Source organism: Candidatus Methylomirabilota bacterium, assembly GCA_003104975.1.
GTDB lineage: Bacteria > Methylomirabilota > Methylomirabilia > Methylomirabilales > Methylomirabilaceae > Methylomirabilis.
In genome coordinates, this window is sequence record PQAM01000010.1 from 597,009 (window position 1) to 618,054 (window position 21,046).

Annotated in this window: 20 protein-coding genes; 1 reads left to right on the forward strand and 19 read right to left on the reverse strand. The window is 61.0% G+C overall.

Features of this window, described 5'->3' with window-relative positions:
• Positions 1 to 10: 10 nt before the first annotated feature.
• From C3F12_09775 to C3F12_09865, 19 genes are all read right to left on the reverse strand, one after another.
• Positions 11 to 751 (reverse strand): oxidoreductase, encoded by a 741-nt coding sequence (locus tag C3F12_09775; GenBank protein PWB46316.1) that lies wholly within the window; start codon positions 749 to 751, stop codon positions 11 to 13.
• A 136-nt stretch (positions 752 to 887) separates the two neighbouring features.
• Positions 888 to 1,247 carry a DUF488 domain-containing protein gene (locus C3F12_09780; protein ID PWB46317.1) on the reverse strand — a complete coding sequence of 120 codons (360 nt, stop codon included), beginning with the start codon at positions 1,245 to 1,247 and terminating at the stop codon, positions 888 to 890.
• 86 nt (positions 1,248 to 1,333) lie between these two features.
• Positions 1,334 to 1,621, reverse strand: a complete 288-nt coding sequence (locus C3F12_09785) for a hypothetical protein (protein ID PWB46318.1) — start codon at positions 1,619 to 1,621, stop codon at positions 1,334 to 1,336.
• 295 nt (positions 1,622 to 1,916) lie between these two features.
• Entirely contained in the window at positions 1,917 to 2,438 is a 522-nt protein-coding gene (locus C3F12_09790) for a DNA starvation/stationary phase protection protein Dps (protein PWB46423.1), read from the reverse strand.
• 261 nt (positions 2,439 to 2,699) lie between these two features.
• A complete protein-coding gene (locus tag C3F12_09795; GenBank protein PWB46319.1) occupies positions 2,700 to 3,029 on the reverse strand; it encodes a hypothetical protein in 330 nt (109 codons plus the stop codon).
• On the reverse strand, positions 3,029 to 3,673 hold the full coding sequence (locus C3F12_09800; protein ID PWB46320.1) for a cytochrome oxidase subunit III: 645 nt from the start codon (positions 3,671 to 3,673) through the stop codon (positions 3,029 to 3,031). The genes C3F12_09795 and C3F12_09800 overlap by 1 nt, the downstream gene beginning before the upstream one ends.
• Complete coding sequence (ctaD, locus tag C3F12_09805; protein PWB46321.1) at positions 3,666 to 5,282, reverse strand: cytochrome c oxidase subunit I; 1,617 nt, start codon at positions 5,280 to 5,282, stop codon at positions 3,666 to 3,668. Before ctaD ends, C3F12_09800 begins: the two co-directional genes overlap by 8 nt.
• Complete coding sequence (gene coxB / locus C3F12_09810) at positions 5,279 to 6,232, reverse strand: cytochrome c oxidase subunit II (GenBank protein PWB46424.1); 954 nt, start codon at positions 6,230 to 6,232, stop codon at positions 5,279 to 5,281. Before coxB ends, ctaD begins: the two co-directional genes overlap by 4 nt.
• 7 nt (positions 6,233 to 6,239) lie before the next feature.
• Complete coding sequence (locus C3F12_09815) at positions 6,240 to 6,992, reverse strand: SCO family protein (GenBank protein ID PWB46322.1); 753 nt, start codon at positions 6,990 to 6,992, stop codon at positions 6,240 to 6,242.
• Between the two features lie 170 nt (positions 6,993 to 7,162).
• On the reverse strand, positions 7,163 to 7,558 hold the full coding sequence (locus tag C3F12_09820) for a hypothetical protein (GenBank protein PWB46323.1): 396 nt from the start codon (positions 7,556 to 7,558) through the stop codon (positions 7,163 to 7,165).
• Positions 7,555 to 8,742, reverse strand: coding sequence for a hypothetical protein (locus C3F12_09825; protein ID PWB46324.1), 1,188 nt, complete (start codon positions 8,740 to 8,742; stop codon positions 7,555 to 7,557). Before C3F12_09825 ends, C3F12_09820 begins: the two co-directional genes overlap by 4 nt.
• The gene (locus C3F12_09830) at positions 8,739 to 9,329 is read right to left on the reverse strand and encodes a quinol:cytochrome C oxidoreductase (protein ID PWB46325.1); all 591 of its coding nucleotides are present in this window, start codon (positions 9,327 to 9,329) and stop codon (positions 8,739 to 8,741) included. The genes C3F12_09825 and C3F12_09830 overlap by 4 nt, the downstream gene beginning before the upstream one ends.
• A 4-nt stretch (positions 9,330 to 9,333) precedes the next feature.
• A complete protein-coding gene (locus C3F12_09835) occupies positions 9,334 to 9,843 on the reverse strand; it encodes a DUF3341 domain-containing protein (GenBank protein PWB46425.1) in 510 nt (169 codons plus the stop codon).
• Between the two features lie 68 nt (positions 9,844 to 9,911).
• The gene (locus C3F12_09840; GenBank protein ID PWB46326.1) at positions 9,912 to 11,297 is read right to left on the reverse strand and encodes a hydrogenase; all 1,386 of its coding nucleotides are present in this window, start codon (positions 11,295 to 11,297) and stop codon (positions 9,912 to 9,914) included.
• 4 nt (positions 11,298 to 11,301) lie between these two features.
• Entirely contained in the window at positions 11,302 to 14,382 is a 3,081-nt protein-coding gene (locus C3F12_09845) for a molybdopterin oxidoreductase (GenBank protein PWB46327.1), read from the reverse strand.
• Positions 14,379 to 15,029: a cytochrome C gene (locus C3F12_09850; GenBank protein ID PWB46328.1), complete on the reverse strand. Its 651-nt coding sequence runs from the start codon at positions 15,027 to 15,029 to the stop codon at positions 14,379 to 14,381. The genes C3F12_09845 and C3F12_09850 overlap by 4 nt, the downstream gene beginning before the upstream one ends.
• Before the next feature lie 83 nt (positions 15,030 to 15,112).
• On the reverse strand, positions 15,113 to 15,526 hold the full coding sequence (locus C3F12_09855) for a hypothetical protein (protein PWB46329.1): 414 nt from the start codon (positions 15,524 to 15,526) through the stop codon (positions 15,113 to 15,115).
• 320 nt (positions 15,527 to 15,846) lie between these two features.
• Complete coding sequence (gene sucB, locus C3F12_09860) at positions 15,847 to 16,914, reverse strand: dihydrolipoyllysine-residue succinyltransferase (protein ID PWB46330.1); 1,068 nt, start codon at positions 16,912 to 16,914, stop codon at positions 15,847 to 15,849.
• A 23-nt stretch (positions 16,915 to 16,937) separates the two neighbouring features.
• On the reverse strand, positions 16,938 to 19,739 hold the full coding sequence (locus C3F12_09865; protein PWB46331.1) for a 2-oxoglutarate dehydrogenase E1 component: 2,802 nt from the start codon (positions 19,737 to 19,739) through the stop codon (positions 16,938 to 16,940).
• A gap of 319 nt (positions 19,740 to 20,058) precedes the next feature.
• Between C3F12_09865 and C3F12_09870 the strand changes: the two genes are divergently transcribed.
• Positions 20,059 to 21,045 carry a DNA-3-methyladenine glycosylase 2 family protein gene (locus C3F12_09870; protein ID PWB46332.1) on the forward strand — a complete coding sequence of 329 codons (987 nt, stop codon included), beginning with the start codon at positions 20,059 to 20,061 and terminating at the stop codon, positions 21,043 to 21,045.
• Position 21,046: the final 1 nt, after the last annotated feature.

Sequence of the window (21,046 nt, forward strand, 5' to 3'; positions counted from 1 at the left end):
ATGGACTGTATCAGTAACCCGCGAACTCTTCTATTCGGATGTCGTCATCGTTGATCCCGGCGCTGTTCAGCATCGCGTGTAGGCCGCTGACCATGGCGGGCGGTCCGGCGATGTAATAGATGGCGTCGCGCACGCCGTCCAGATGCCTCCCCAGCATCTGCTTGTCGATGCGCCCCGTCTCTCCGCTCCAGGAGTGCTTCGAATGCGCCATTTGCGTCATCGTCGGAATACAGTGGAAATTCGAATTGTCACGTTCGAGCGCCCGCAACTCATCGAGAAACGGCGCATCTTCGGGCCGGCGGTTGGAATAGAAGAGGACAATCCGGTGCGGCAGTCTCTCTGTCGCCGCGCGCACGGCGATGCTGCGAAACGGCGTGATGCCGATGCCGCCGGCTAGAAACACCGCCGGACGCGCAGCGTTGTTGTGCAGCGTGAGATTTCCAAATGGGCCTTCAAACTTTGCTTCCGCGCCCAGCGGCATGCTGTGCAACACGCGTTTGAACGCAGAATCGCGCAGCCTCGTCGTCACCATGATATGCGGGTCATGCGGCGCGCTGGCGATGGAAAACCCGCGTGTGTTCCCTTTGGCATCGGTCTGCGGCGGATCGATGATCGTAATGTCGATGAACTGGCCCGCTTTGAACGTCCAATTCTGAGGCCTTTCGAAAAAGAACGCCATCGTGCGTTCCGCGACCTCTTCACGTGTCTTCAGTTTCGCCATAAAAATCGGCCAACCTTCGGCGGCAGTCATCGCTCGTTCCTCCTTGGTTGCTCAGGACAATCCATTGCGCCATGCAATCGGCCGTAGTTTCCCAAACCACCGCTCTATCGATCAAGAGACGACAACGGCGTATGGCCGTATGCCCCCCAGGCGCCAACAGCCGGGGCTACCGCCTCCTCAGTCGCGCCTCAAGGTAGGCTTTCAGCGCGATAGCGTTATTGTGTTCGGTGTCGTGGGCGCTGTACAACAACGTCGCGTCGCCCTCGCGCGCTGCGTCAAGGAGCGGCTGCCACGCGGTCGGATTCGCGTCCAGTTCCTCAGCGTAGCGGCGTTGGAACTCCGGCCACTTCTTCGGATCGTGCGCGAACCACTTACGCAGCGCGTCACTCGGCGCCACGTTCTTGAGCCATGCCTCCTTCCGCAGCGCTTCCTTCTTTACCCCGCGCGGCCAAAGCCGCTCAACCAGAAACCGTACGCCGTCGGTCTTGGCCGATTGTTCATACACGCGCTTTACTTGAATGCTCATCTGACGTCCGATCGGATGCCCTTCATTTAATTCCTTTGTGACGAACTGAACGGTCAGTGTCTCATCGGCCCCGCTGTCACTGATTGTTACCCTCCAGTCGGCACGGGGAATACATGGTGGCACAAAGGTCGGCCCTTTTTACTTTCGGTATAAATGATCCCTATCTTGTCGCCTGGTTTAAGGTCGGCCAGGGTATGGGCCCTCTCCACGACGTTGCAGGTCCACTGCAGCCCCTGAATATCGACTGTCAGAGTCCTGGTGGAGGCGTTGACCGAGACGACCTCGGCATAAAGAATGTGCTTAGCAAACGCTACTCCAGCTACGGAGAGCGCTGCCAGGATGGCGATACACGCGACTGCTACTTTTCCCCGCATGGAATATCACCTCCTTTTATTGGGTCTGGATCATGCACTCCATAGGCCACGCACATAAATATATAAAAAGGAATCGATGGGCGGATGCCGCGCGCCGGTCCAGTGGGGACGACGCGTTCGCGCGTGCATCGCGTTCATTGCTCCCCGGCGACGCGCAGTACGATCGCGCCGCGGACGTGGCCGGGCCTGGCGGAGTCGCTGGGCCTCGCGAGCCTGCGCCAGCGGCAGGACCGTCTCGACGATCGGAACCACTTTACTCATCAAGGTCGTGTGCAAGGAGGTTGTGATCGACCGATTACTTCGACGCGTGGGAATGCGCTTCGACCATCCACAGCCATTTATCAATCCCGCGGGAAATCTCGATGAAGATGTCCGACGTATCGGTGTCGCCCAGTTCATCGGCCTCGTTGGCCGTACTCCGGGCGTCACATCCGAAGATGGAGAGCGCCTGCGCTACCGCCTCGACGTGGGCCGAGCCGTCGGCAATGTCAAGCGGATACTCTTTGAGCCTGGAGCAGCCCGCGGCCGAGCGCGCCGTGCCTGCCGCAATGCCGCCCAATTGCACAATGCGCTCGGCGATCACGTCCACGTACTTGCCGATGTCTTCATGGATGTTATCGAACAGTTCATGCAAGCTGATGAAGTGCGGACCTTTCACATTCCAATGCGCTTGTTTTATCTGCGTGTGGAGATCCACCGCGTCAGCGAGGCGCTGGTTCAGCAGTATGATCAGTTCGCCGCGCCGTTGTTGGGGGATATCATTTTTCGTTTCGTACATTACGGGAAATTCTTTCAACGTCTGATTTGATGTCTTCATCATTCAACCATCCTTTCCTGGTAGTTGGAATCGTCGTAGTTAACCTCAGATACTGTGAAGCAGTGTGCCAATGGAGTGTTGTTGGTTCACCGTGCGGGTTACAGTACAAGCGCGATTGTGCCACACGCGCCTCGCTCCATCACCCGTCGATGCACGTACCACCCCTTGTGGGTGTAACAGCTTAACCCTGCGCATCCGGCGACCGCTATCGAGTGAATACCTGAAAAGGCGGCGGAAAATCCCTGAGAGAGAAGCAGAGGCTCACCGGCGATTCTTCGAGGCTGTGGCGCTCCAGGGTGCAGGGACGGGAAGCCAGTCGCGAGTGAGGGCGTCGCTCAAGGTCAAGCCTATCAGGACCGTCAACCAGAGAAGTCCCGCGCAGAGAAAGACCCAAGTCAGTCGAACGCTGTAGCGGACATGCATGAAGAAGAGGACCACCAGCGATGCCTTGCAGACGGCGATCGTGATAGCTGCGACAGGATTGAGGAACCGGAGATCAAGGTACGCGATCCCCGTAGTCGCGAGGGTGAGCAGGATCAGCACGACGAACACCCGATAATAGACCTTTGGGGGAACGATGCGCGGCGCCATTAGTGACGGTCGATCAGATAGAGTAAGGGGAAGAGAAAGATCCAGATGATATCGACAAAGTGCCAGTACAGTCCGATGAGTTCGACCGGCGTGTAGTAGGCGGATGAGAACCGGTTCCTCAGAGACTTGGCGACAAGCGCAGCCAACAGACAGACCCCGATCACCATATGGAGGGCGTGCATCCCCGTCATGACGAAATAGAATGAGAAGAAGAGCTGCGCCTGCGGGCCAAATCGGTCAGTGTAGATGAAGGCGCTGCCCGGGACCAGATGGTGCTCGAACTTATGGGCGTATTCGATCCCTTTAATCGCCAGAAACGCCAGTCCCAACCCTATCGTTGCCAGAAGGAAGCCGGTCAACGCCTTGCGCCTGCCCACTTGAGCGGCGTGGACGGCCATGGCCATCGTGAGGCTGCTGCCGATCAGCACCATCGTGTTGGTGGCCCCGAGTACGATCTCGAGTGTTCGGCTGGCATCGGCGAAGGCCGCCGGATACAGCGAGCGGTACAAGGCGTAGCCGGTGAACATCCCCCCGAAGAACAGGATCTCTGTGGCCAGAAAGATCCACATCCCCAGCCGCGACGCTTCGTGTTGCTGGTCTACATCCTCGAACTGGTGCGCCGGGAGGTCCGTGCGCTCACGCATCTTCACCCTCCCAGGTTGGATAGGCGTACGGTTCTTCTGTCACCACCGGCGGGTGCTCGAAGTTTTCGGTGGGGGGCGGCGAGGGCGTCTGCCATTCGAGCCCCGTCGCGTCCCATGGATTGGCGTCCGCGATTGCGCCATACCGGAGCGACCAGATCAAATAGATGAGGGGCAGCACGTATCCGACTCCGAGAATAGATGCGCCGGCCGTGGAGAGGACATTCAGGGCCTGAAACTCCGGCGGGTACATGTGATAGCGCCGCGGCATCCCCAGGTAGCCCAGGATGAACTGCGGAAAAAATGTCAGGTTGAACCCGACGAACACGATCAACGCCGCCAATCTGGCCCACGCCTCCGGGTACATCCGTCCGGTTATCTTCGGCCACCAGAAATGGATGCCGCCCAGGTAGGCCATGACAGCGCCGCCCACCATGATGTAATGGAAGTGGGCGATCACGAAGTAGGTGTCATGCACATGGATGTCCACCCCCATCGTGGCCAGAAAGAGCCCCGTCAGCCCCCCGATAGTAAACAGGCCGATGAAGCCCAAGGCATAGAGCATCGGCGTCTCGTGAGAGATCGACCCCTTGTAGAGGGTTGCGGTCCAGTTGAACACTTTGATGGCTGAGGGAACCGCCACGAGGAAGCTCAGGGCCGAGAACGCCATGCCGGCGTACACCGACTGGCCGCTGACGAACATGTGGTGGCCCCAGACGAAAAACCCGATGACGGCAATGGCCAGACTGGAGAAGGCCACGTAGTGGTAGCCGAAGATCCGCTTCTTGGAGAAACAGGGGATCAGCTCGCTGACGACGCCCATTCCGGGCAGAATCATGACATACACGGCCGGATGCGAATAGAACCAGAAGAGGTGCTGAAACAGCAGGGGATCGCCTCCCAGCGCTGGGTCGAAGATGCCGATCCTGAACAGCCGTTCGACGGCAACCAGTACCAACGAAATAGCCAGGACCGGCGTCCCGAGAACGAAGATGACGCTCGACGCATAGAGCGACCAGATAAAGAGCGGCAGGCGGAACCACGTCAGGCCGGGGGCGCGCATCTTGTGGATGGTCACCATGAAGTTCAGCCCGGTCAGGATCGAGGAAAAGCCCACGACGAAGATCCCGATGACCGTCAGCACGACGTTCGTCATGGAGTAGGTGGTGCTGTAGGGTGTGTAGAAGGTCCAACCGGTGTCGACGCCGCCGACCGCCGCCGCGGTGACGGTAAATAGCGCGCCCAGCGTGAAGATGTACCAGCTCGCCAGGTTCAGGCGCGGGAAGGCCACATCTCGCGCGCCGATCATCATGGGGATGAGGAAGTTTCCCAGGACGGCCGGGATCGATGGGATCAGGAAAAAGAAGATCATGATCAGGCCGTGCATGGTAAACATCTTGTTGTAGGTCTCCGCCTGGATCAGATCGCCTTGCGGCGTTAACAGATTGAGCCGGATCGCGACGGCAAACGCCGCGCCCACGAAGAACAGCGTGGTGATCGACGCGAGATATAGCCACGCAATCCTCTTGTGATCGGTGGTGAAGAGCCACGACCTGATTCTGTAGTCGATGTTGAGGTAATGCGCTCGTTGCTGAAGTGGGGGTACGTTCATGGTTTGGCCTCGCCCTTTTCTTCCCGCTTCAGGGATTTGATATACGCGATGATCTGCAACAGCCCTTCCTCGCCGATCTGGCCTTTGAATGACGGCATGACGGGGGGGTAGCCGGCCACGATCTTGGCCTGTGGTAGCAGCACCGACTCCCGGATATAACTCTCGTCGGCCTTGACTATCCTGCCATCCTGTAGATGTACCGGCTGTCCAAACACCCCCAGCAACGACGGCCCAAGACCCTTCCCGTCGGGGCGATGGCACGTGATACAGCCGCGTTGCTGAAACAGCAGGCGGCCGGCCTCGGCCATCGGGACGGCGGGGACCGCTGGGCCACCGAGCCACTGTTGGTATGCGACCGGGTTCATGACCGTCACACGGCCGATCATGTGCGCGTGCAACGCCCCGCAGTACTGGGTGCAGAAGAGGTGATAGTCGCCGGTCCTGGTCGCCTCGAACCATGCCACTGTGTAGCGGCCTGGCACCGCATCCTTCTTGATCCGGAAGGCCGGGACGAAAAGACTGTGAATGGCATCCTGCGATGTCATCGTCAATTTGATCGGGCGGCCTTCCGGCACGTGCAGCTCGTTGATCTCGCTCCGCCCTTCCGGATGCTGAAACTTCCACATCCACTGTTTTCCCACTACAGCGATCTCTATCGAGGCTGCCGGCGGGCGCGCCGCGAAGAAAAAAAGCTGCGCTCCCCAGACAAACGCAATAACGTTTATCCCGAGCGGAATGAGGGTCCAGGCCAGCTCGAGCGCGAGCGGCTCCCGGATCACGCGGGCCCGCTCTGTCGGCGAGCGCCTCCGATACCTCACGGCAAAAAAGATCACCAGGAAGAAGATGAGCGCGGCGAAGAATGCGCTGACCAGCAGAAGGAAAAAAAAGAGGGCATCCTCGCGTGCCGCATACGTCGATGCCTGTGGGGGAAACAGGGGAAGCTCGGGCACCATCGTGTTATACCCTCGGATCGTGCCCGCTCGACTCGTGACGGTCGCGGCGCCACATCGCCGCGATGAACGCGCCCAAGGCGCCAACCGTCATGAGACCGGCCAGCCGGATGACATTCATCACCAGAACAGTGTATTTCCCTGTTGTCGGGTCGTAGGAGTAGCAGAAGAGCAGGACCTGATCGAGAGGCGTTCCGACCCTGTTGCCCGAGGCCTCGATCAGACTGAGCCTGAGATCCCGGGAGGAATACTCAATCCCGTACAGATAGCGGTAGAGTTTGCCCTGCGGCGTCAGGACAACGATCCCTGTCGCATGACGATATTGGTCCATCGCAATGTCGTATGTGGCGCGAAAGCCGACCGATCGGGTCAGCCGCTGGATGATGGTCTCCTCGCCCGTCAGGAAATGCCAACCCTCTGCCGTCCCTGGTCGGCCATACTGCTGAACAGCCTTCGTCTTCTCCGCCGCCGCGACCCCAGGGAGATCACGCGAATCAAAGCTTACGACGACCACATCGAATTGCTTCCCGACATCGAACGTGATGGCGCGCAGCGATCTCACGAGGCCTTCCAGCACCACCGGGCAGAGGTTCCGGCAGCGGTAATAGACCAGGGCCAGGACGATCGGTTTCTTGCCAAAATAGCGCCCGAGGGAAACGGGCCGGCCCTCTTCGTCGCGAAGCACAAGGTCAAGCGGCACCTGCTCGTTCACCCGTTGATCGAAGGCCACCTCGCGGAGGACGACCGGCCGCGAATCCACCTGTGAATCGTGCGTCCATCCAGCGGCAGGCCAAGCGAGGATAGCAGAGCAAACGAATAGAAGAGCGATGACGCGAGGTCGGATGGCGCGGCGCCGGCCCCAGGAGCGAGTGGCGCAAAGCCGGCTTTCCCGGACTGACAAATGCCACGGGCGATGGTGCGCTTGTGCGGTCATCGGATCCGCTCTTTCTCGACCTTCACCGGCAGCCTCCTCTCCGCCAGCAGCGTGATCGCGCGATCGATGGGAATTCGCACAACCCCGGCGCCGCGGTCCACCCAGCCGTAGCTGTTCAGGATGACATCTTCTTGTGCTTGTTTCTCCTGGAGTTCCCTTCCAGGGGTGACCTGCAAACGAGGTTCGGGAGGCAGCGGCGCCGCTGCCAGCGGCGAGGGACGCACATCCCTTTTGGCTTGCTGGGCGACGAAGACCTTAAACAGCAGCCACATCACGAGAAGCACGATACCGGTCACAGCGAGCAACCCCAGCAAGAACGTCCCGATAACGCGGATGCTCATGTCCCGGGATTCGTAGCCGGCGCCCCCTCGCGTGGCGTCGTCTTTTTTCATGTCTGGCCCTCCCCAGCCTGCTCGCGGGCTGCTTCCATCATGGGGTCATGCAGAGGGATGAGCGGCCGGGTTTTGAGGTGCCACACAAAGATGCTGATCCAGATCCCACCCATGCCGATCGGGGTCAGGAGATCTAACCAGTGAATAAACAGGCCTGTTGGATGGAAGGCGGGGGCGACGAGCCAGACCAGATCCACCATCCGCATGAAAAGGATTACGATTGCTATCAGTGATAATAGCTGTGAACGCTGTTTCAGGCCGCGAGACAGGAGTAGTACGAACGGCAGACCGAACTGAAGTACGATGAGCGTCACAGCCATTCCCTGCCAGCCGCCGATTGTTCGATGAAGATACCAGGGGATTTCGTCGGTGAGATTCTCGGCCCACACGATGAGGAATTGCGAGAAGGCGGTATAGGCCCAGAGCATGAGAAAGGTCAGTGTCAGATTGCCCAGGTCGTGAAATCGTTGCGAAGGTGCCATATCCGCCAGCGCGCCCCAACGGGTCAGCAGATGCGCAACAATAATGACAAACGCTGTCCCTTCGAGACCTTGGCCGGCGACGAAGACCATGCCATAGATGGTCGAGTGCCAGTGAGGTTCGAGCGACATCACCCAATCAACAGCCGAGAAGGTCACGGTGAGCCCGTAAAGAACAAGCCCGGGCCCACTGAGGTCCTTGAAGCGCTTCGCGATCAACCGGTTACCGGTCCGATCCTGCTCACCTGACCATCTGTTCAGGACGTGCGCAACACTGATCCAGATCGCAAAATAGACGATAGCGCGGCCTGTGAAGGCAGGAACATTCAGGTACAGGCTCTTATGTCGGAGCAACTCGTCTGCTGCCACCTCCTCAGCGCGCGCCCAGCTATACAGCAGGCGCGACCATAGGAGAATCGGCACAAACAGAACAGCCATCAGGGAAAGCGTCCTGCATCCGGCCTCGAGCGGCCGCCGAATCGGTAAGCCCCACCACCCGCCAACAAGATGGTGAAGCATCAAAACGGCGAGACAGCCAAGACTGATCCCGATCCAGAAGAGATACGCCTGCAGATACGATTGGAAAAACTGACCCGGGTTGAAGATTGCTCCTCCGATACAAAGCGTCACGGCGACCAGACCAACCAGGAAGGCGCGCTGTTGGAGACGATCTATTCGTAGGCGAAAGGATTCATGCTCGTTCATTTGACCTGCTTCTGGAGCCGGTGACGCTCTGCTGTCGGCACATCTGCGAGCGTTGCGTGCTGGCTCAATTGGAGGGCGCGGATGTAGGCGATGATCGCCCAGCGGTCGCGCGGCTGGATCTGGGCGGCATAATCCGGCATCGTTCCGAAGCCGTTAGTAATGACCTCGAAGAAATGGCCGATGGGGGCCTGCCGCAGGCGATCAGTGTGGTACGAAGGCGGTTGACGGAACCCGCGTCGCACCACCATCCCCAGGCCGCTTCCCACCCGATCGTGGCAGAGCGCGCAAAAAATGTTGAAACGCTCCTGTCCACGAACGAGGAGGGCCGGCGTTACCGGGAATGGGAAGGTATCCACTAATCTCCCCGCTGACCTGCCGGTGTAGAGCTGCTCATCCGCCAGAAGCCGGCCCCGCGCTACCGTGCCGGGCACGAGGGGTCGCGCCGATCGCTCGTCTCCGAAGAAACTGCTCCTGGCCAGCGGCTTGTACCGCGGCTGGTCGGCCATCTGTTGCTGGCAGGCTGCCAGCAAGCAGCCTACGAACACGACATGCGCCCATCGGAACGGACGGTCGAGTTCGACGCCCATCCGCTTAATGTTCCACATCGTAGACCCCGCGGGGACAGGTGCTCTCTAAGAACTGCCAGGTTCGCTGGCGGTCGAAGAGCGGATCTCGCGCCTCGATACACAGAAAGAACCGACTCCGGCTGGCCAACTCGAACCGCCGGACGTTAAAGACGGGATGATAGGGCATCGGGAGGCCGCATAGCGCGAGGAGCCCGAAGACCGCGAATAGGGCTGCCACCAGGACAGTCAGCTCAAAGGTGACAGGGATGAAGGACGGCCAACTGTTCAACGGGCGTCCTCCGACATTGATGGGATAATCGAGTACCGCAACCCAGTACTGCAGGTAGAACCCGCCAAGACACCCGATGAGGCCGCCGATCAACACGATGAGTGGAACCCAGGTACGCCGGCGGCCGAGAGCCTCGGCCAGCCCTTCAACCGGCAGAGGGGTGTACGCATCCATGTACCGATAGCCCTCCTCATAGGCGCGGCGAGCCGCCGCCAGCAGGACGTCAGGATTCTCAAATTCGGCCATCAGGCCGAAGAGGGGGAGTCCGGTTTTCATGCTTCAGTCCTTGTGCTGTTGCTTCCAAACACACCGCGTCACCGGGGACTCATATTGTCCGGTTTCGGGAGGATCGCTCGCATCTCGAAGATGGAGATCATCGGTAGAAACCGGATAAACAGGAACATCAGCGTAAGGAACAGCCCGATCGAACCGGCCAGGGTCGCATAGTCCCAGATCGTGCCTGCATACTGGCCCCAAGCGGTCGGCAGAAAGTCGCGGCTCAGGCTCACCACGATGATGACGTATCGTTCGAGCCACATCCCGAAGAGCACGCTCAGTGAGATCGCAAAGAGAGCCGGCACGTTCGTCCGGATCCTGGGAATCCAGATCGTCTGCGGCACCAGGACATTGAAGAGCATCAAAAGCCAATACATGTAGCCGTACGAACCAAACATCCGGTTGAGCATCATGGACCATTCGTAGAGATTCCCGCTATACCAGGCCATGAAGGTCTCCATCAGGTAACCGTAGGCTACGATCAAGCCCGTTGCCAGCATGATCTCGCCCATGTTCCGCAGGTGGCGGAGGGTGATGAAGTCTTCCAGCCCATAGAGCGCTCGAATGGGGATGGCGAGGACCAACACCATGGCGAAGCCGGAATAGATCGCGCCCGCGACGAAATATGGCGGGAAAATCGTGGAGTGCCAGCCCGGGACGAGGGCGATGGAAAAGTCGAAGCTCACGACCGTGTGGACCGACACCACCAGCGGCGTGGCCAGTCCGGCGAGCAGGAGGTAGGCCATCTCGTAGCGATGCCAGTGAATGGCGGAGCCCCGCCAGCCCATGGCCAGGATGCCGTAGACGAACCTTGGTAATCGCTTCCGCGCCCGGTCGCGTAGCGTGGCGAGGTCGGGAATCAGGCCGAGATACCAGAATAGGAGCGACACTGTAAAATAGGTAGACACGGCAAAGACGTCCCACACCAGTGGGCTGCGGAACTGCGGCTGGATCCCCATGGTGCTTGGATAGGGGAACAGCCAATAGAAGAACCACGGCCTCCCCAGATGCAGGAGTGGAAACATCCCCGCGCAGGCTACAGCAAACAGCGTCATGGCTTCAGCGAAGCGATTGATGGAATTTCGCCACTTTTGGCGCATCAGCAACAGGATGGCTGAGATCAAGGTGCCCGCATGGCCGATCCCGATCCACCAGACGAAGTTGACGATGGCGAATCCCCAAGCCACCGGGATATTGATGCCCCAGACGCCGACCCCGACACTGAACAGGTAGGCAACTGCATACAGCAGGATCAGAACCAGGACGAAGGAGATGCCGAAGCCGATGTACCACACGCGGGGCGTCGGCTGCGTGAGCACGATAGAACTGATCTTGTCGGTGACTGCCACATAATCATATCCCGGCCCGATGAGCGGCAGCGGCGACTCGGTCTCCGACGTGACTTCCGGCTCGTCGGGTGGCATCTCGCTACTCCGATTCGATCTCTGCATTGGGGTTTCGCAACTTGGCCAGATAGGTGGTGCGTGGTCTGGTATTCAACCCTGTGAGCAGACCGTAGTTGAGCGACTCGGCTTTCAGCGTGGAGACGCGGCTATCCGGATCGTTGATGTTGCCGAAGACGATCGCCTGCGATGGGCAGGCTGCCTGACAGGCCGTCGCGATCTCCCCATCCCGGATCTGTCGATCGTCCTTCTCGGCAGCGATCCTGGCGGCATTGATCCGCTGCATGCAGTAGGTGCACTTCTCCATTACGCCGCGGCTTCGCACTGTGACATTCGGATTACGAAGCAGCTTCAGGCTGGGTGCGGTGAAATCCGAGTACTGGAGAAAGTTGAAGCGCCGGACCTTGTAGGGACAGTTGTTCGAACAGTAGCGCGTGCCCACGCAGCGATTATAGACCATGTCGTTCAGCCCCTCGGCGCTATGGTTTGTTGCGCCGACGGGGCAGACCAACTCGCATGGGGCATTCTCACAGTGCATGCACAACACCGGCTGATGAACGGTCTGCGGATTATCCGGGCCGCCCTGATAGTAGCGGTCGATGCGAAGCCAGTGCATCTCGCGGCCGCGACGCACCTCTGCTTTCCCAACAATAGGGCTGTTGTTCTCGGCTTGGCAGGCGACGACGCAGACGCCGCACCCTGTGCAGGCGTTCAGATCGATCGCCATCCCCCAGGCATAGCCGTCATACTGAAAGCCCGGATAGAGGCTCAGCTGTTGCGGCGGCTCCGGCTCGACCTCTTGAGCGAACGCGGGATGCTTCAGGTATTGTTCGATTGTCCCGGCTCGCGCGAGATGCCGGCCCTCGATGGAGTGATGAAACTGTGTGCAGGCGAGGGGGTATTGTTCGCCTGTCTTGTTGATTGCGAGGCCGGGGGCGCCTAGCGGGGCGTCTGACGTCATGATGGCGTAGACGTTGAACCCGGCGCCTGATCCCACCTTGCCCGCTTTCGTGCGACCATAGCCGTAGTGGATCGTGACGCAATCGTCGGCATGCCCGGGTACGATCCAGGCCGGGGCGCGCATCATACGCCCCCGATAGTGGAGTTCGATCAGGTCCGCATAGACCGTGCCGTGCTCGCCGCCGGTCCAGCCGATGCGGTAGGAGAGGCCCAATCGCTCGGCGGTGGCAGGGCTCATCAGGGCGGCATTGTCCCACGCCAGCTTGGTGAGCGGTTTTGGTAACTCCTGAAGCCAGCCGTTGTTGGCGAAACGGCCGTCGAAGATGGTCGGATCGGGGCGAAAGATAATCTCGAGGCTTTTGGCCTCGTGGGATCGGGGGACAGGCGGTACGGCGCGCTGCGCCGTATTCGACGGCGCTTGGGTTCCGCTCCCCTGCTTGAGTGCGACCGACTTGGGGGGACACGCTGTTCCGGCAATCAGCCCATCATGGAGCGCCGTTTGCCAGAAGAGTTCAAAATCTTTGACATTGGTCCGGCTTTTCCAGTAGTCGCGCACGATGTCGTATGCTGACGTGTCGGGACCTTCCATAAGGGCGGCGATCACCTCGTGCGCTGTCTTGCCACCGTAGAGTGGGGCAATCAACGGCTGGATGATCGAGACGGTCCCGTCGTAGGCCCTGCCGTCGCTCCAGGCCTCCAGGTAATGCGCTTCGGGGATCTGCCAGTGGCAGAGGGCCGAGGTCTCATCCTCGTACAGACTCAGATGAACCCGCAACGCCACCTTCGAGAGGCTGTCAGCGAAGCGGAGATCCGCTGGTGCGGTAAACGCCGGGTTGCCGCCGATGATGACGAGGATGGCGACCCGTCCGGCCTCTATGTCGCGCACAAGCTCGCGCAGCGACTCGACCTGATCAACCGGATCGGCTTCGACCGGATCGGTATAGATCACGGTCTGACCGGCATTGCCCAGCGCACGATTCATGGCGTGAGCCAACGCATGGACGGCAGGCGGCTGCTGGTCGCCCGGAACGACCAGGCTTGATCCGCGGTGATGTATCAGATCACGGGCGAGCGCCGCGACCCATCGGGCTTGGGACGCGTTGAGCGTGACCGGGGCCGCCGGCTGAACGGGCACGCCCAATTCCTGTGCGATGGCCCGGGTCACGCTGTCGATGTCGCTGGGACGCACGGCCAGGCGGTGGTCTGCCATCGCCCCGGTGACGGAGGGCGTACTCTCGATCGCATAGAGGCGGTTCATCTCTGCATGCCCTGTCCTGACGCGACGCCCGCCCGCGAAGTCGCGAGCGTACCGGACGCTTCCGGGACCGGAGGCGAGGAACTCTGCGTCGAGCGCAAGAATGACATCGGCCTTGTCGACGCGATAGTAGGTGTGAATCGCTTCGCCGAACGCAAGACGGGCCCCGGCTCGAGCGGCGTCGCGCCCCGCCGGCTCGTATTGGTGCCATCGGGCCGAGGGGAACCTGGCGAGCAGCGCCTGGAGTTGATGGGCCAGGGTGGGTGAGGTGACCGTCTCGGTGAGGATCCGCAATCCGGCGCCTCGGCCGGCCTGTTGGGCCTGCAGCGCGAGGTCAACCTCGTTAAAAAAGGCGCTCCAGGTGCTGATACGTCCTGCGCGAGCGACGACCTGCGAGCGATCAGGATCATACATCGTCAGGATAGAGGCCTGCGCGAAGGCATCGGTAGCGCCGAGGCTGGCGGGGTGATCAGGATTGCCTTCGATCTTCGTGGGGCGTCCTTCGTGGCTCTCGACCAGCACGCCGCTCACGAATCCGGCCAGGGGCATAGCAGTTGCGAAGAAGAGCGGTTTCCCCGGGATGATCTCCTCGGGTTGCTTGACATAGGGAACGATCTTCTCATTGGTGGGCGCCGGGGCGGCGCTGCCACACCCGCCGAGGCCGGCCAACGCAAGCGAGGCGCCCATGAGCTGGAGAAACCGGCGGCGACTTACGCCATCCATCCAGTCGAACGCAAACGTTGCCAATTCATGGTCCAGGAACTCCTGCCATTCCTCGCTGCCGGCCAACTCCTCGAGGCTCCGCCAGTACCCCTTTCCCCTTGCCCCACCCAGTCGAGCCCGGATCGCAGCCAGGTCAAGCCGAGTTCTTTTCGAATATGAAGTGGTCATCGGTGGCAGATGGAGCAGCTCGTCAGTTTCCGGATGTGATACGCCTGTACCAGCTTCCGCCCACGCGCCAGTTGATCCGCAGGCGGCTCCCAGTCCATGCTGAAGACATATTCGCGTGGCCTCACGAAGCGCTCGGGCGCGCGATGGCACTCCAGACACCACTCCATGTAGAGTGTGTTTGCCCGCCACATGATCGGCATCTGATCGACCGGTCCGTGGCAGGTGGAACACCCGATCCCCTTTCGCACGTGGATGCTGTGATCGAAATAGACGAACCCGGGCAGGTTGTAGACCCGTGTCCATTCGATCGACTTCCCTGTGCGCAGACTCTCCCGAACCGGTTCCAGTATGGGACTGTCGGCCCAGATAAGCGAGTGGCAATTCATGCAGGTCTTTGTCGGGGGGATGCCGGCGAATGGCCCCTCCTCGACCGAGGTGTGACAGTAGCGGCAGTCGATCCCGTCATCGGTGACGTGGTGCTTGTGACTGAACGCCACAGGCTGATTGCGGATGACCCCGACCTCTGTCACGTAGTCCGAGCGGTTGACCATTGCAGTGGCTGTAACCACGACCGCCAGGAGGACGAGGCCGCCGACTACACTCGCCCTTGCGATCGTATTGGTGCTCGGATGAAAGAGCTGAGCCATAGGCTCCTGGGACGACGGCTCCGTGGAGGGGAAGCCGCGCGTCACGCCGTTCGTACGTCTCTTCCCTGGTTGAGTGGCTCGCGTCAGCGCAAGCTGTGCAGCCGTTGTCGCAACTCGGAAATCTCCTGGCGGAGTTCGTCAGCAAGCTGGCTCGATTCTTTCCCGCTCCGCCTTAAGGCGTCCAGGCGCTGCTCGAGGTGTATGAGGTGACTGTCGTACAGGCGGACCTGAGCCTCGAGTGTGGCATTCGTGGCGTGGAGATGCGCCAGGTGCGATTCCCGCTCCGTGACAAGCGCGGCGGTGACCAGCGCCGTCGCAACCAGGATGCCGCCGATTCCGACAAGGAGCAGCATCGCGATCTGCGGGCCTTCGGGGATCGAACCCTCAGCGGCGGCACGCGGACGCAGGGCACGCACTGTCAGGATCGCCGCGGTCGTGACGAGTGCGGCCGCCCAAATGACCACCGCTACGGTCACGACGATCGGCAGGATAGTCAATGCCCGTTCTCCACCTTTGGCCCGCTCGTTCCTGTCTCTTCAGCGGGTTGCCGGCTCGACGTTGATCCCCTGCCACCTTATGCGCCTTCTGTGGATGGCTAGGAGCATCTTCGCAGTTGTGTCGCAGCAGGTCTCCGCGCAACCTCGCTGACGTAGCGCCGATTTTCGCAATACACAACCTGAGCTTATATCCTCTCATGGAAGAATTCTGTGAAAGGTGTCACAGCGAGCTAGCGTCGGGAGGAGAGACAGACGCCGGTGCAATGGACAAGGATGAGGGGCGACACTCGGTTGGTGATGCGTGTGATGAATAAGGGCGATCAGGCTTCGAGCAGCCAGGCCGCCGGATCCTCGATCAGCTCCTTGAGCCGTACCAGGAACTGCACCGCCTCGCGACCATCCACCAGGCGGTGATCGTAGCTGAGCGCGATGTACATCATGGCTCTGATGACGACCTCGCCATTGCGCGCAACCGGCCGATCGTGGATCCGATGAAGGCCAAGGATCCCCACCTGCGGCGGGTTCAAGATGGGAGTGCTCAGCAGCGACCCGAAGACGCCGCCATTGGTAATGGTAAAGGTGCCGCCACGAAGTTCGTCCAGGGACAGGGTTCCGTCAGCCGCCTTCCGGACAAACACCTCGATGGCTCGCTCGATCCCGGCGAAGGACATCCGATCCGCGTCGCGCAGGACCGGCACCACAAGCCCATCCGAGGCCGCGATAGCGATACCAATGTCGTGATGACGTTTGAGGACCATCTCGTCGCCCTGGATCTCGGCATTGAGCCGAGGGACCGCTTTCAAAGCGACGATCGCGGCATGAATGAAGAACGGCATGATACCCAAGCTCACGCCATATTTCGCCCGGAATGATTCCTTATGACGGGTCCGGACATCGTTCACCGCGCTCATATCGATCTCGTTGAAGGTGGTGAGCATGGCCGCCGTCCGCTGGGCCTCGACGAGGCGACGCGCGATCGTCTGCCGGCGGCGCGACATACGCACACGTTCTTCTCGGTCCTCGAGCTCAATCCGAGGCGGCTGCTGGACGGGAGCGGCTTCTGCGGGCGCCGTCGGCATGCCGGCAGGCATGGCTTCCTGTACGGCTGGCGGCGCGGTCTCGGGGATCCTCGGCGCTTCCATGGCCTCTGCTGTCTCCTCGATCAGGCCCAACACGTCACCGGGCTTCACGTCTTGGCCCTGCTGTGTCTCGATCCGGACCAGCACGCCTGCGTGCTCGGCGCCGACCTCCAGATTGATCTTATCGGTTTCGAGTTCGACCAACGATTCCCCGACAGCCACGCGGTCACCTTCCCGCTTCAGCCAGCGAAGCACCGTAGCGTCGATAACCGATTCGCCGAGCTCGGGGACGACGATCTTGGTCGACATAGACCCCTTCTCCTTCTCCGCGCCTATGTCTTCTCCGACGAGATGATCAGATCCTGGACGGCTTTTGCCGTGAGGTCGTACGCATGCTCGATCAAGAGCTTCTGGTGTGCGGCATGCCAGGCGGCCGAGCCCTCCGCGGGACTGGAGTTCGGTGGCCGGCCGATGTAGCGCAGAGGCCAGCGCCCCTTGAGCCATTCGTGGAGGTGGGGCTGCACGTATGTCCAGGCGCCCATATTCTCCGGCTCCTCTTGAACCCAGGTTACCTCTTCCAGGCCGGGATAGGCAACCGGTATCGCCTGGAGATCGTCTGCAGGGAAAGGATACAGTTGCTCCATGCGTACAATGGCGACCGCGGAAGTGTGAGCTCGCAGTTCACTGGTCACCAGATCGGTGTAGAGCTTGCCGCTGCACAGGATCAGCCGCCGCACTGCTCCGGAGCGTTGCCGGGCCGTGGCGTCATCAATCACCGGCTGCCAGCCTCCCTCGGACAGGTCCCGGAGAGATGCACCGGCGAGCGGGTGGCGCAGCAGACTCTTGGGAGTCAATACCACGAGCGGCAAGGGATCTGTCCGCAACAGAACAGCCTGCCGCCGCAGCAGGTGAAAGTATTGAGCGGCGGTCGTGCAGTTGGCCACCCGGATGCTGATCTCGGCTGCCAGCTCAAGGAAGCGCTCGACTCGAGCGCTGGAGTGGTCCGGCCCCTGACCTTCATACCCATGGGGAAGCAGCAGGACCAACGAAGGGGTCTGACCCCACTTGGCCCTGGCGGACGCGACGAACTCGTCGATCACCATCTGCGCGCCGTTGACAAAGTCACCGTACTGCGCCTCCCAGATGGTCAGATGGTCGGGCGCCTGGAGATTGTACCCGTATTCATAACCTATGGCGGCGTTCTCGGTCAGCGGGCTGTTGAAGACGTCGAAGGCGGCGGTCGCCTGGGGGAGCGCCTGCAGCGGCGTGTAGGTGTCGCCTGTCTTCATGTCATGGAAGACGGCGTGACGCTGACTGAATGTGCCGCGTTCGACATCCTCGCCCGTCAGTCGGATCGCAATGCCGTCTTCCAGGATCGACGCAAATGCCAGTTGTTCGGCGGCGGCCCAATCGATGCTCGGCTGATCGAGATTATCCAGGACGTTACGCCGCCGCTGCATGGCGCGCTCGATCTTCGGATGAAGCGTAAAGCCTTGCGGCACCTGCAGCAGCGCCTGATGCGCGTCGCGCAGGCGCTGGGCGGGCACGGCAGTGGTAACCCGACGGGCGATGCCGCGAGGTGGGGCCTCGGGTTGCCGCTGGGCCAGGTCTGCCTCAGGATGCAGTGACTCCAGCACACGTTGAAGCTCTTGCATCCGGCGCTGCGTCAGTAGGGCCGTCCGGTCGCCCGTCACGCGGCCCCGCTTCAACAGCGTCTCAGCCCACCGCTCGCGGACGGTGGGATGATTGTCAATAACGGCATACATCAGCGAGTGGGTGAACCGAGGCTCGTCGCCCTCGTTGTGACCGTAGCGACGATAGCCGATCAGATCGATGAGGAAATCCTTTCGGAATATCCTGCGATAGGCGAAGGCCAGGCGGGCCACCTCAATGCAGGCTTCCGGATCGTCGGCATTGACGTGAACGATCGGAATCTCAAAACCCTTTGCCGGATCGCTGGCATACAGCGTGCTTCGCGATTCCTTGGGATCGGTGGTGTAGCCCAACTGGTTGTTGGCGATGAGATGGATGGTGCCGCCGGTGTGATAGCCCGGCAATCGGGACAGATTGAGCGTCTCTGCGACTACCCCTTGGCCGGTGAAGGCGGCGTCGCCATGAATAAGGATCGGCAAGGCTGCGGCGGGGTCATAGCGGCCAGGACCCGCCTGATTCACACGGGTGCCGGCGGCCCGGGCCATGCCCTCCACTACAGGATTGGCAGATTCCACATGGCTGGGATTGGGCGGCATACAGACCACGACGTTGATCGGCCGACCCTCCTTGAGCGCGCGGCGCGCTCCCATATGGTAGGTCACATCTCCGGTCCAGCTCAGATCTTCGCGGATCGTGAAGTTGCGTCCCCGCATCGGGTCTTGGAACTCCGCGAGGATCAGGCTGTAGGGGGTGTTCAGGACATGGGCCAGCACATTGAGCCGACCCCGGTGCGCCATTCCGATCATGACATTCCGGATGCCGGATTCCGCGGCGCCGCCGATGACTTCATCCAGGATCGGCACCAGCATATCCAGGCCCTCGAGCGAAAAGCGTGTTTTTCCTGGAAAGACGCGATGCAGGAACTGCTCAAAGGCTTCGATCTGCGTGAGACGCTCCAACAGCGCCTCCTGGTCGATGGGGTCGTTAGGCGGTCGGAACCGGCCGGATTCAGCGGCGTCTCGCAGCCAGTCTCGCTCCTCCGGAACCCGGATCTGGCCATAATCATAACCGATGCCGGAGGTATAGATCGTGCGGAGGATCTGCACGACCTCGAAGGCGGTACGCGATCCCTCCGTCACCGGGCCGCCGATCAGGCCGGCCGGGAGCGAGTGGAGGTCTTCCTCGGTGACGCCGTGAAAAGCCGGCTCGAGCGAGGGATCACCGGTTGACCCGCGACCCAGCGGGTCAAGCTGCGCCGCGAGATGGCCGTAGGTTCGGATGGCCTGGGTGAGATGAATAACGCCGACAATCTTGTCCAGGGTAAGCGCGGAAATGGGCGGTGCGCGATCTACAGGTGGCGTCCAGTGAGCAAAGTACGCTCTGGTGGCGGCGTCGACTGAATCGGGATCCTGCCGATACCGTTCATACAGCTCCAGTACGTACGCCGCGTTCGGTCCATGGAAGTCACGCCAGAAATCCATAATTGAAACATAGCATGAACGTGGCGAGAGTCCTGTGAGACCTCTCACAGAATATGAGGGTATGGGAGGATATCATCGCAAAAAGAAATGCCGGGGAGCGCGACGCAGGGATGTCCGCCGTGGCGAAGGCGGATATAATGAGGACGAAGAATACTTTGGGGAACTCGCCAACATGTGATGCGTGGCCGACGCACAATCAACGCAGCCGAGTCGTAGTGATGACGCGTCGATCGCGGGTCGCGGGAGCTGACCATTGAAGCGTGACCAAGACTGCCGTGCGCGCAGGTCGGCGCGGTCGGCTATGTGTGAATAGGCGCGAATGACTGTGAGCGCGTCTGCCACGTTCTGGCTGCGGCCGGTCGCACCGTTTCGCCTGGATCTGACGGCTTGGGCATTGAGACGACGGCCGCACAACGTGATGGATCGTTGGAATGGTCGGGTCTATGGGCGGGCGCTGGTAGTGAAGGGCAGCGCCGTCGAAGTCGCCGTCGCGCAGGTCGGCTCGTTAGATTCGCCGCGCCTGCGGGTCACGCTTACGGGTCCGCGAATCGAAACCGACGCGAAGGCGACGGTCAGGGAGTCCCTGGAGCGCCTGCTGGGGCTGCGCATCAACCTGGCGCCGTTCTATCGGCGCGCGGCAGCCGACCCGAAACTGCAGGCGCTGGTTAGCCGATTTCGCGGACTCAAACCGCCGCGGTTTCCGACGATGTTTGAAACCCTGGCCAACGCCCTCGCCTGCCAACAGATGTCATTGTCGGTTGGCATGCTGCTGTTGAACCGACTGACGGAGCAGTGCGGCCTTACGGTTGAGGGCGCTGGTGAGATCGTTTACGCATTCCCGCGACCCGAAGACGTAGCGCCCCTACGCGCGGCGACATTGCGGCGCCTCGGCTTCAGCCGGCAAAAAGGTTCGTCGCTGATCGCGTTGGCCCGCGCGTGCGTGGGTGAACAGATCGATTGGGACGCGCTGAACGATCCGGACGACGACGCCGTCGTGGAGCGTCTGGTCAGATTTCAGGGCATCGGGCGTTGGAGTGCCGAGTACGCACTGCTACGAGGACTCGGACGGCTGAATGTGTGTCCCGGTGACGACGTCGGCGCCCGCAACAACCTGCGGCGCTGGCTGGGCCTGAGACGACCGTTGGCCTACACCGACGTGCGCCGGCTCACCGCACGATGGCAACCGTACGCCGGGTTGGTCTATTTTTACATGCTGCTCGATCGCCTTGATGCCGCCGGACGGTTGGCCGCTGACCGCCTGCCGGAACAGGATGCTGCCGAACATGTCACGCATACGCCGGTATAGA

Coding starts and splice junctions, on each gene's coding strand:
- C3F12_09775 (PWB46316.1), bottom strand. CDS start 751: ATGACTGCCGCCGAAGGTTGGCCGATTTTTATGGCGAAACTGAAGACA.
- C3F12_09780 (PWB46317.1), bottom strand. CDS start 1,247: ATGAGCATTCAAGTAAAGCGCGTGTATGAACAATCGGCCAAGACCGAC.
- C3F12_09785 (PWB46318.1), bottom strand. CDS start 1,621: ATGCGGGGAAAAGTAGCAGTCGCGTGTATCGCCATCCTGGCAGCGCTC.
- C3F12_09790 (PWB46423.1), bottom strand. CDS start 2,438: ATGAAGACATCAAATCAGACGTTGAAAGAATTTCCCGTAATGTACGAA.
- C3F12_09795 (PWB46319.1), bottom strand. CDS start 3,029: ATGGCGCCGCGCATCGTTCCCCCAAAGGTCTATTATCGGGTGTTCGTC.
- C3F12_09800 (PWB46320.1), bottom strand. CDS start 3,673: ATGCGTGAGCGCACGGACCTCCCGGCGCACCAGTTCGAGGATGTAGAC.
- ctaD (PWB46321.1), bottom strand. CDS start 5,282: ATGAACGTACCCCCACTTCAGCAACGAGCGCATTACCTCAACATCGAC.
- C3F12_09820 (PWB46323.1), bottom strand. CDS start 7,558: ATGAAAAAAGACGACGCCACGCGAGGGGGCGCCGGCTACGAATCCCGG.
- C3F12_09825 (PWB46324.1), bottom strand. CDS start 8,742: ATGAACGAGCATGAATCCTTTCGCCTACGAATAGATCGTCTCCAACAG.
- C3F12_09830 (PWB46325.1), bottom strand. CDS start 9,329: ATGGGCGTCGAACTCGACCGTCCGTTCCGATGGGCGCATGTCGTGTTC.
- C3F12_09835 (PWB46425.1), bottom strand. CDS start 9,843: ATGGCCGAATTTGAGAATCCTGACGTCCTGCTGGCGGCGGCTCGCCGC.
- C3F12_09840 (PWB46326.1), bottom strand. CDS start 11,297: ATGCCACCCGACGAGCCGGAAGTCACGTCGGAGACCGAGTCGCCGCTG.
- C3F12_09845 (PWB46327.1), bottom strand. CDS start 14,382: ATGACCACTTCATATTCGAAAAGAACTCGGCTTGACCTGGCTGCGATC.
- C3F12_09850 (PWB46328.1), bottom strand. CDS start 15,029: ATGGCTCAGCTCTTTCATCCGAGCACCAATACGATCGCAAGGGCGAGT.
- sucB (PWB46330.1), bottom strand. CDS start 16,914: ATGTCGACCAAGATCGTCGTCCCCGAGCTCGGCGAATCGGTTATCGAC.
- C3F12_09865 (PWB46331.1), bottom strand. CDS start 19,739: ATGGATTTCTGGCGTGACTTCCATGGACCGAACGCGGCGTACGTACTG.
- C3F12_09870 (PWB46332.1), top strand. CDS start 20,059: ATGACTGTGAGCGCGTCTGCCACGTTCTGGCTGCGGCCGGTCGCACCG.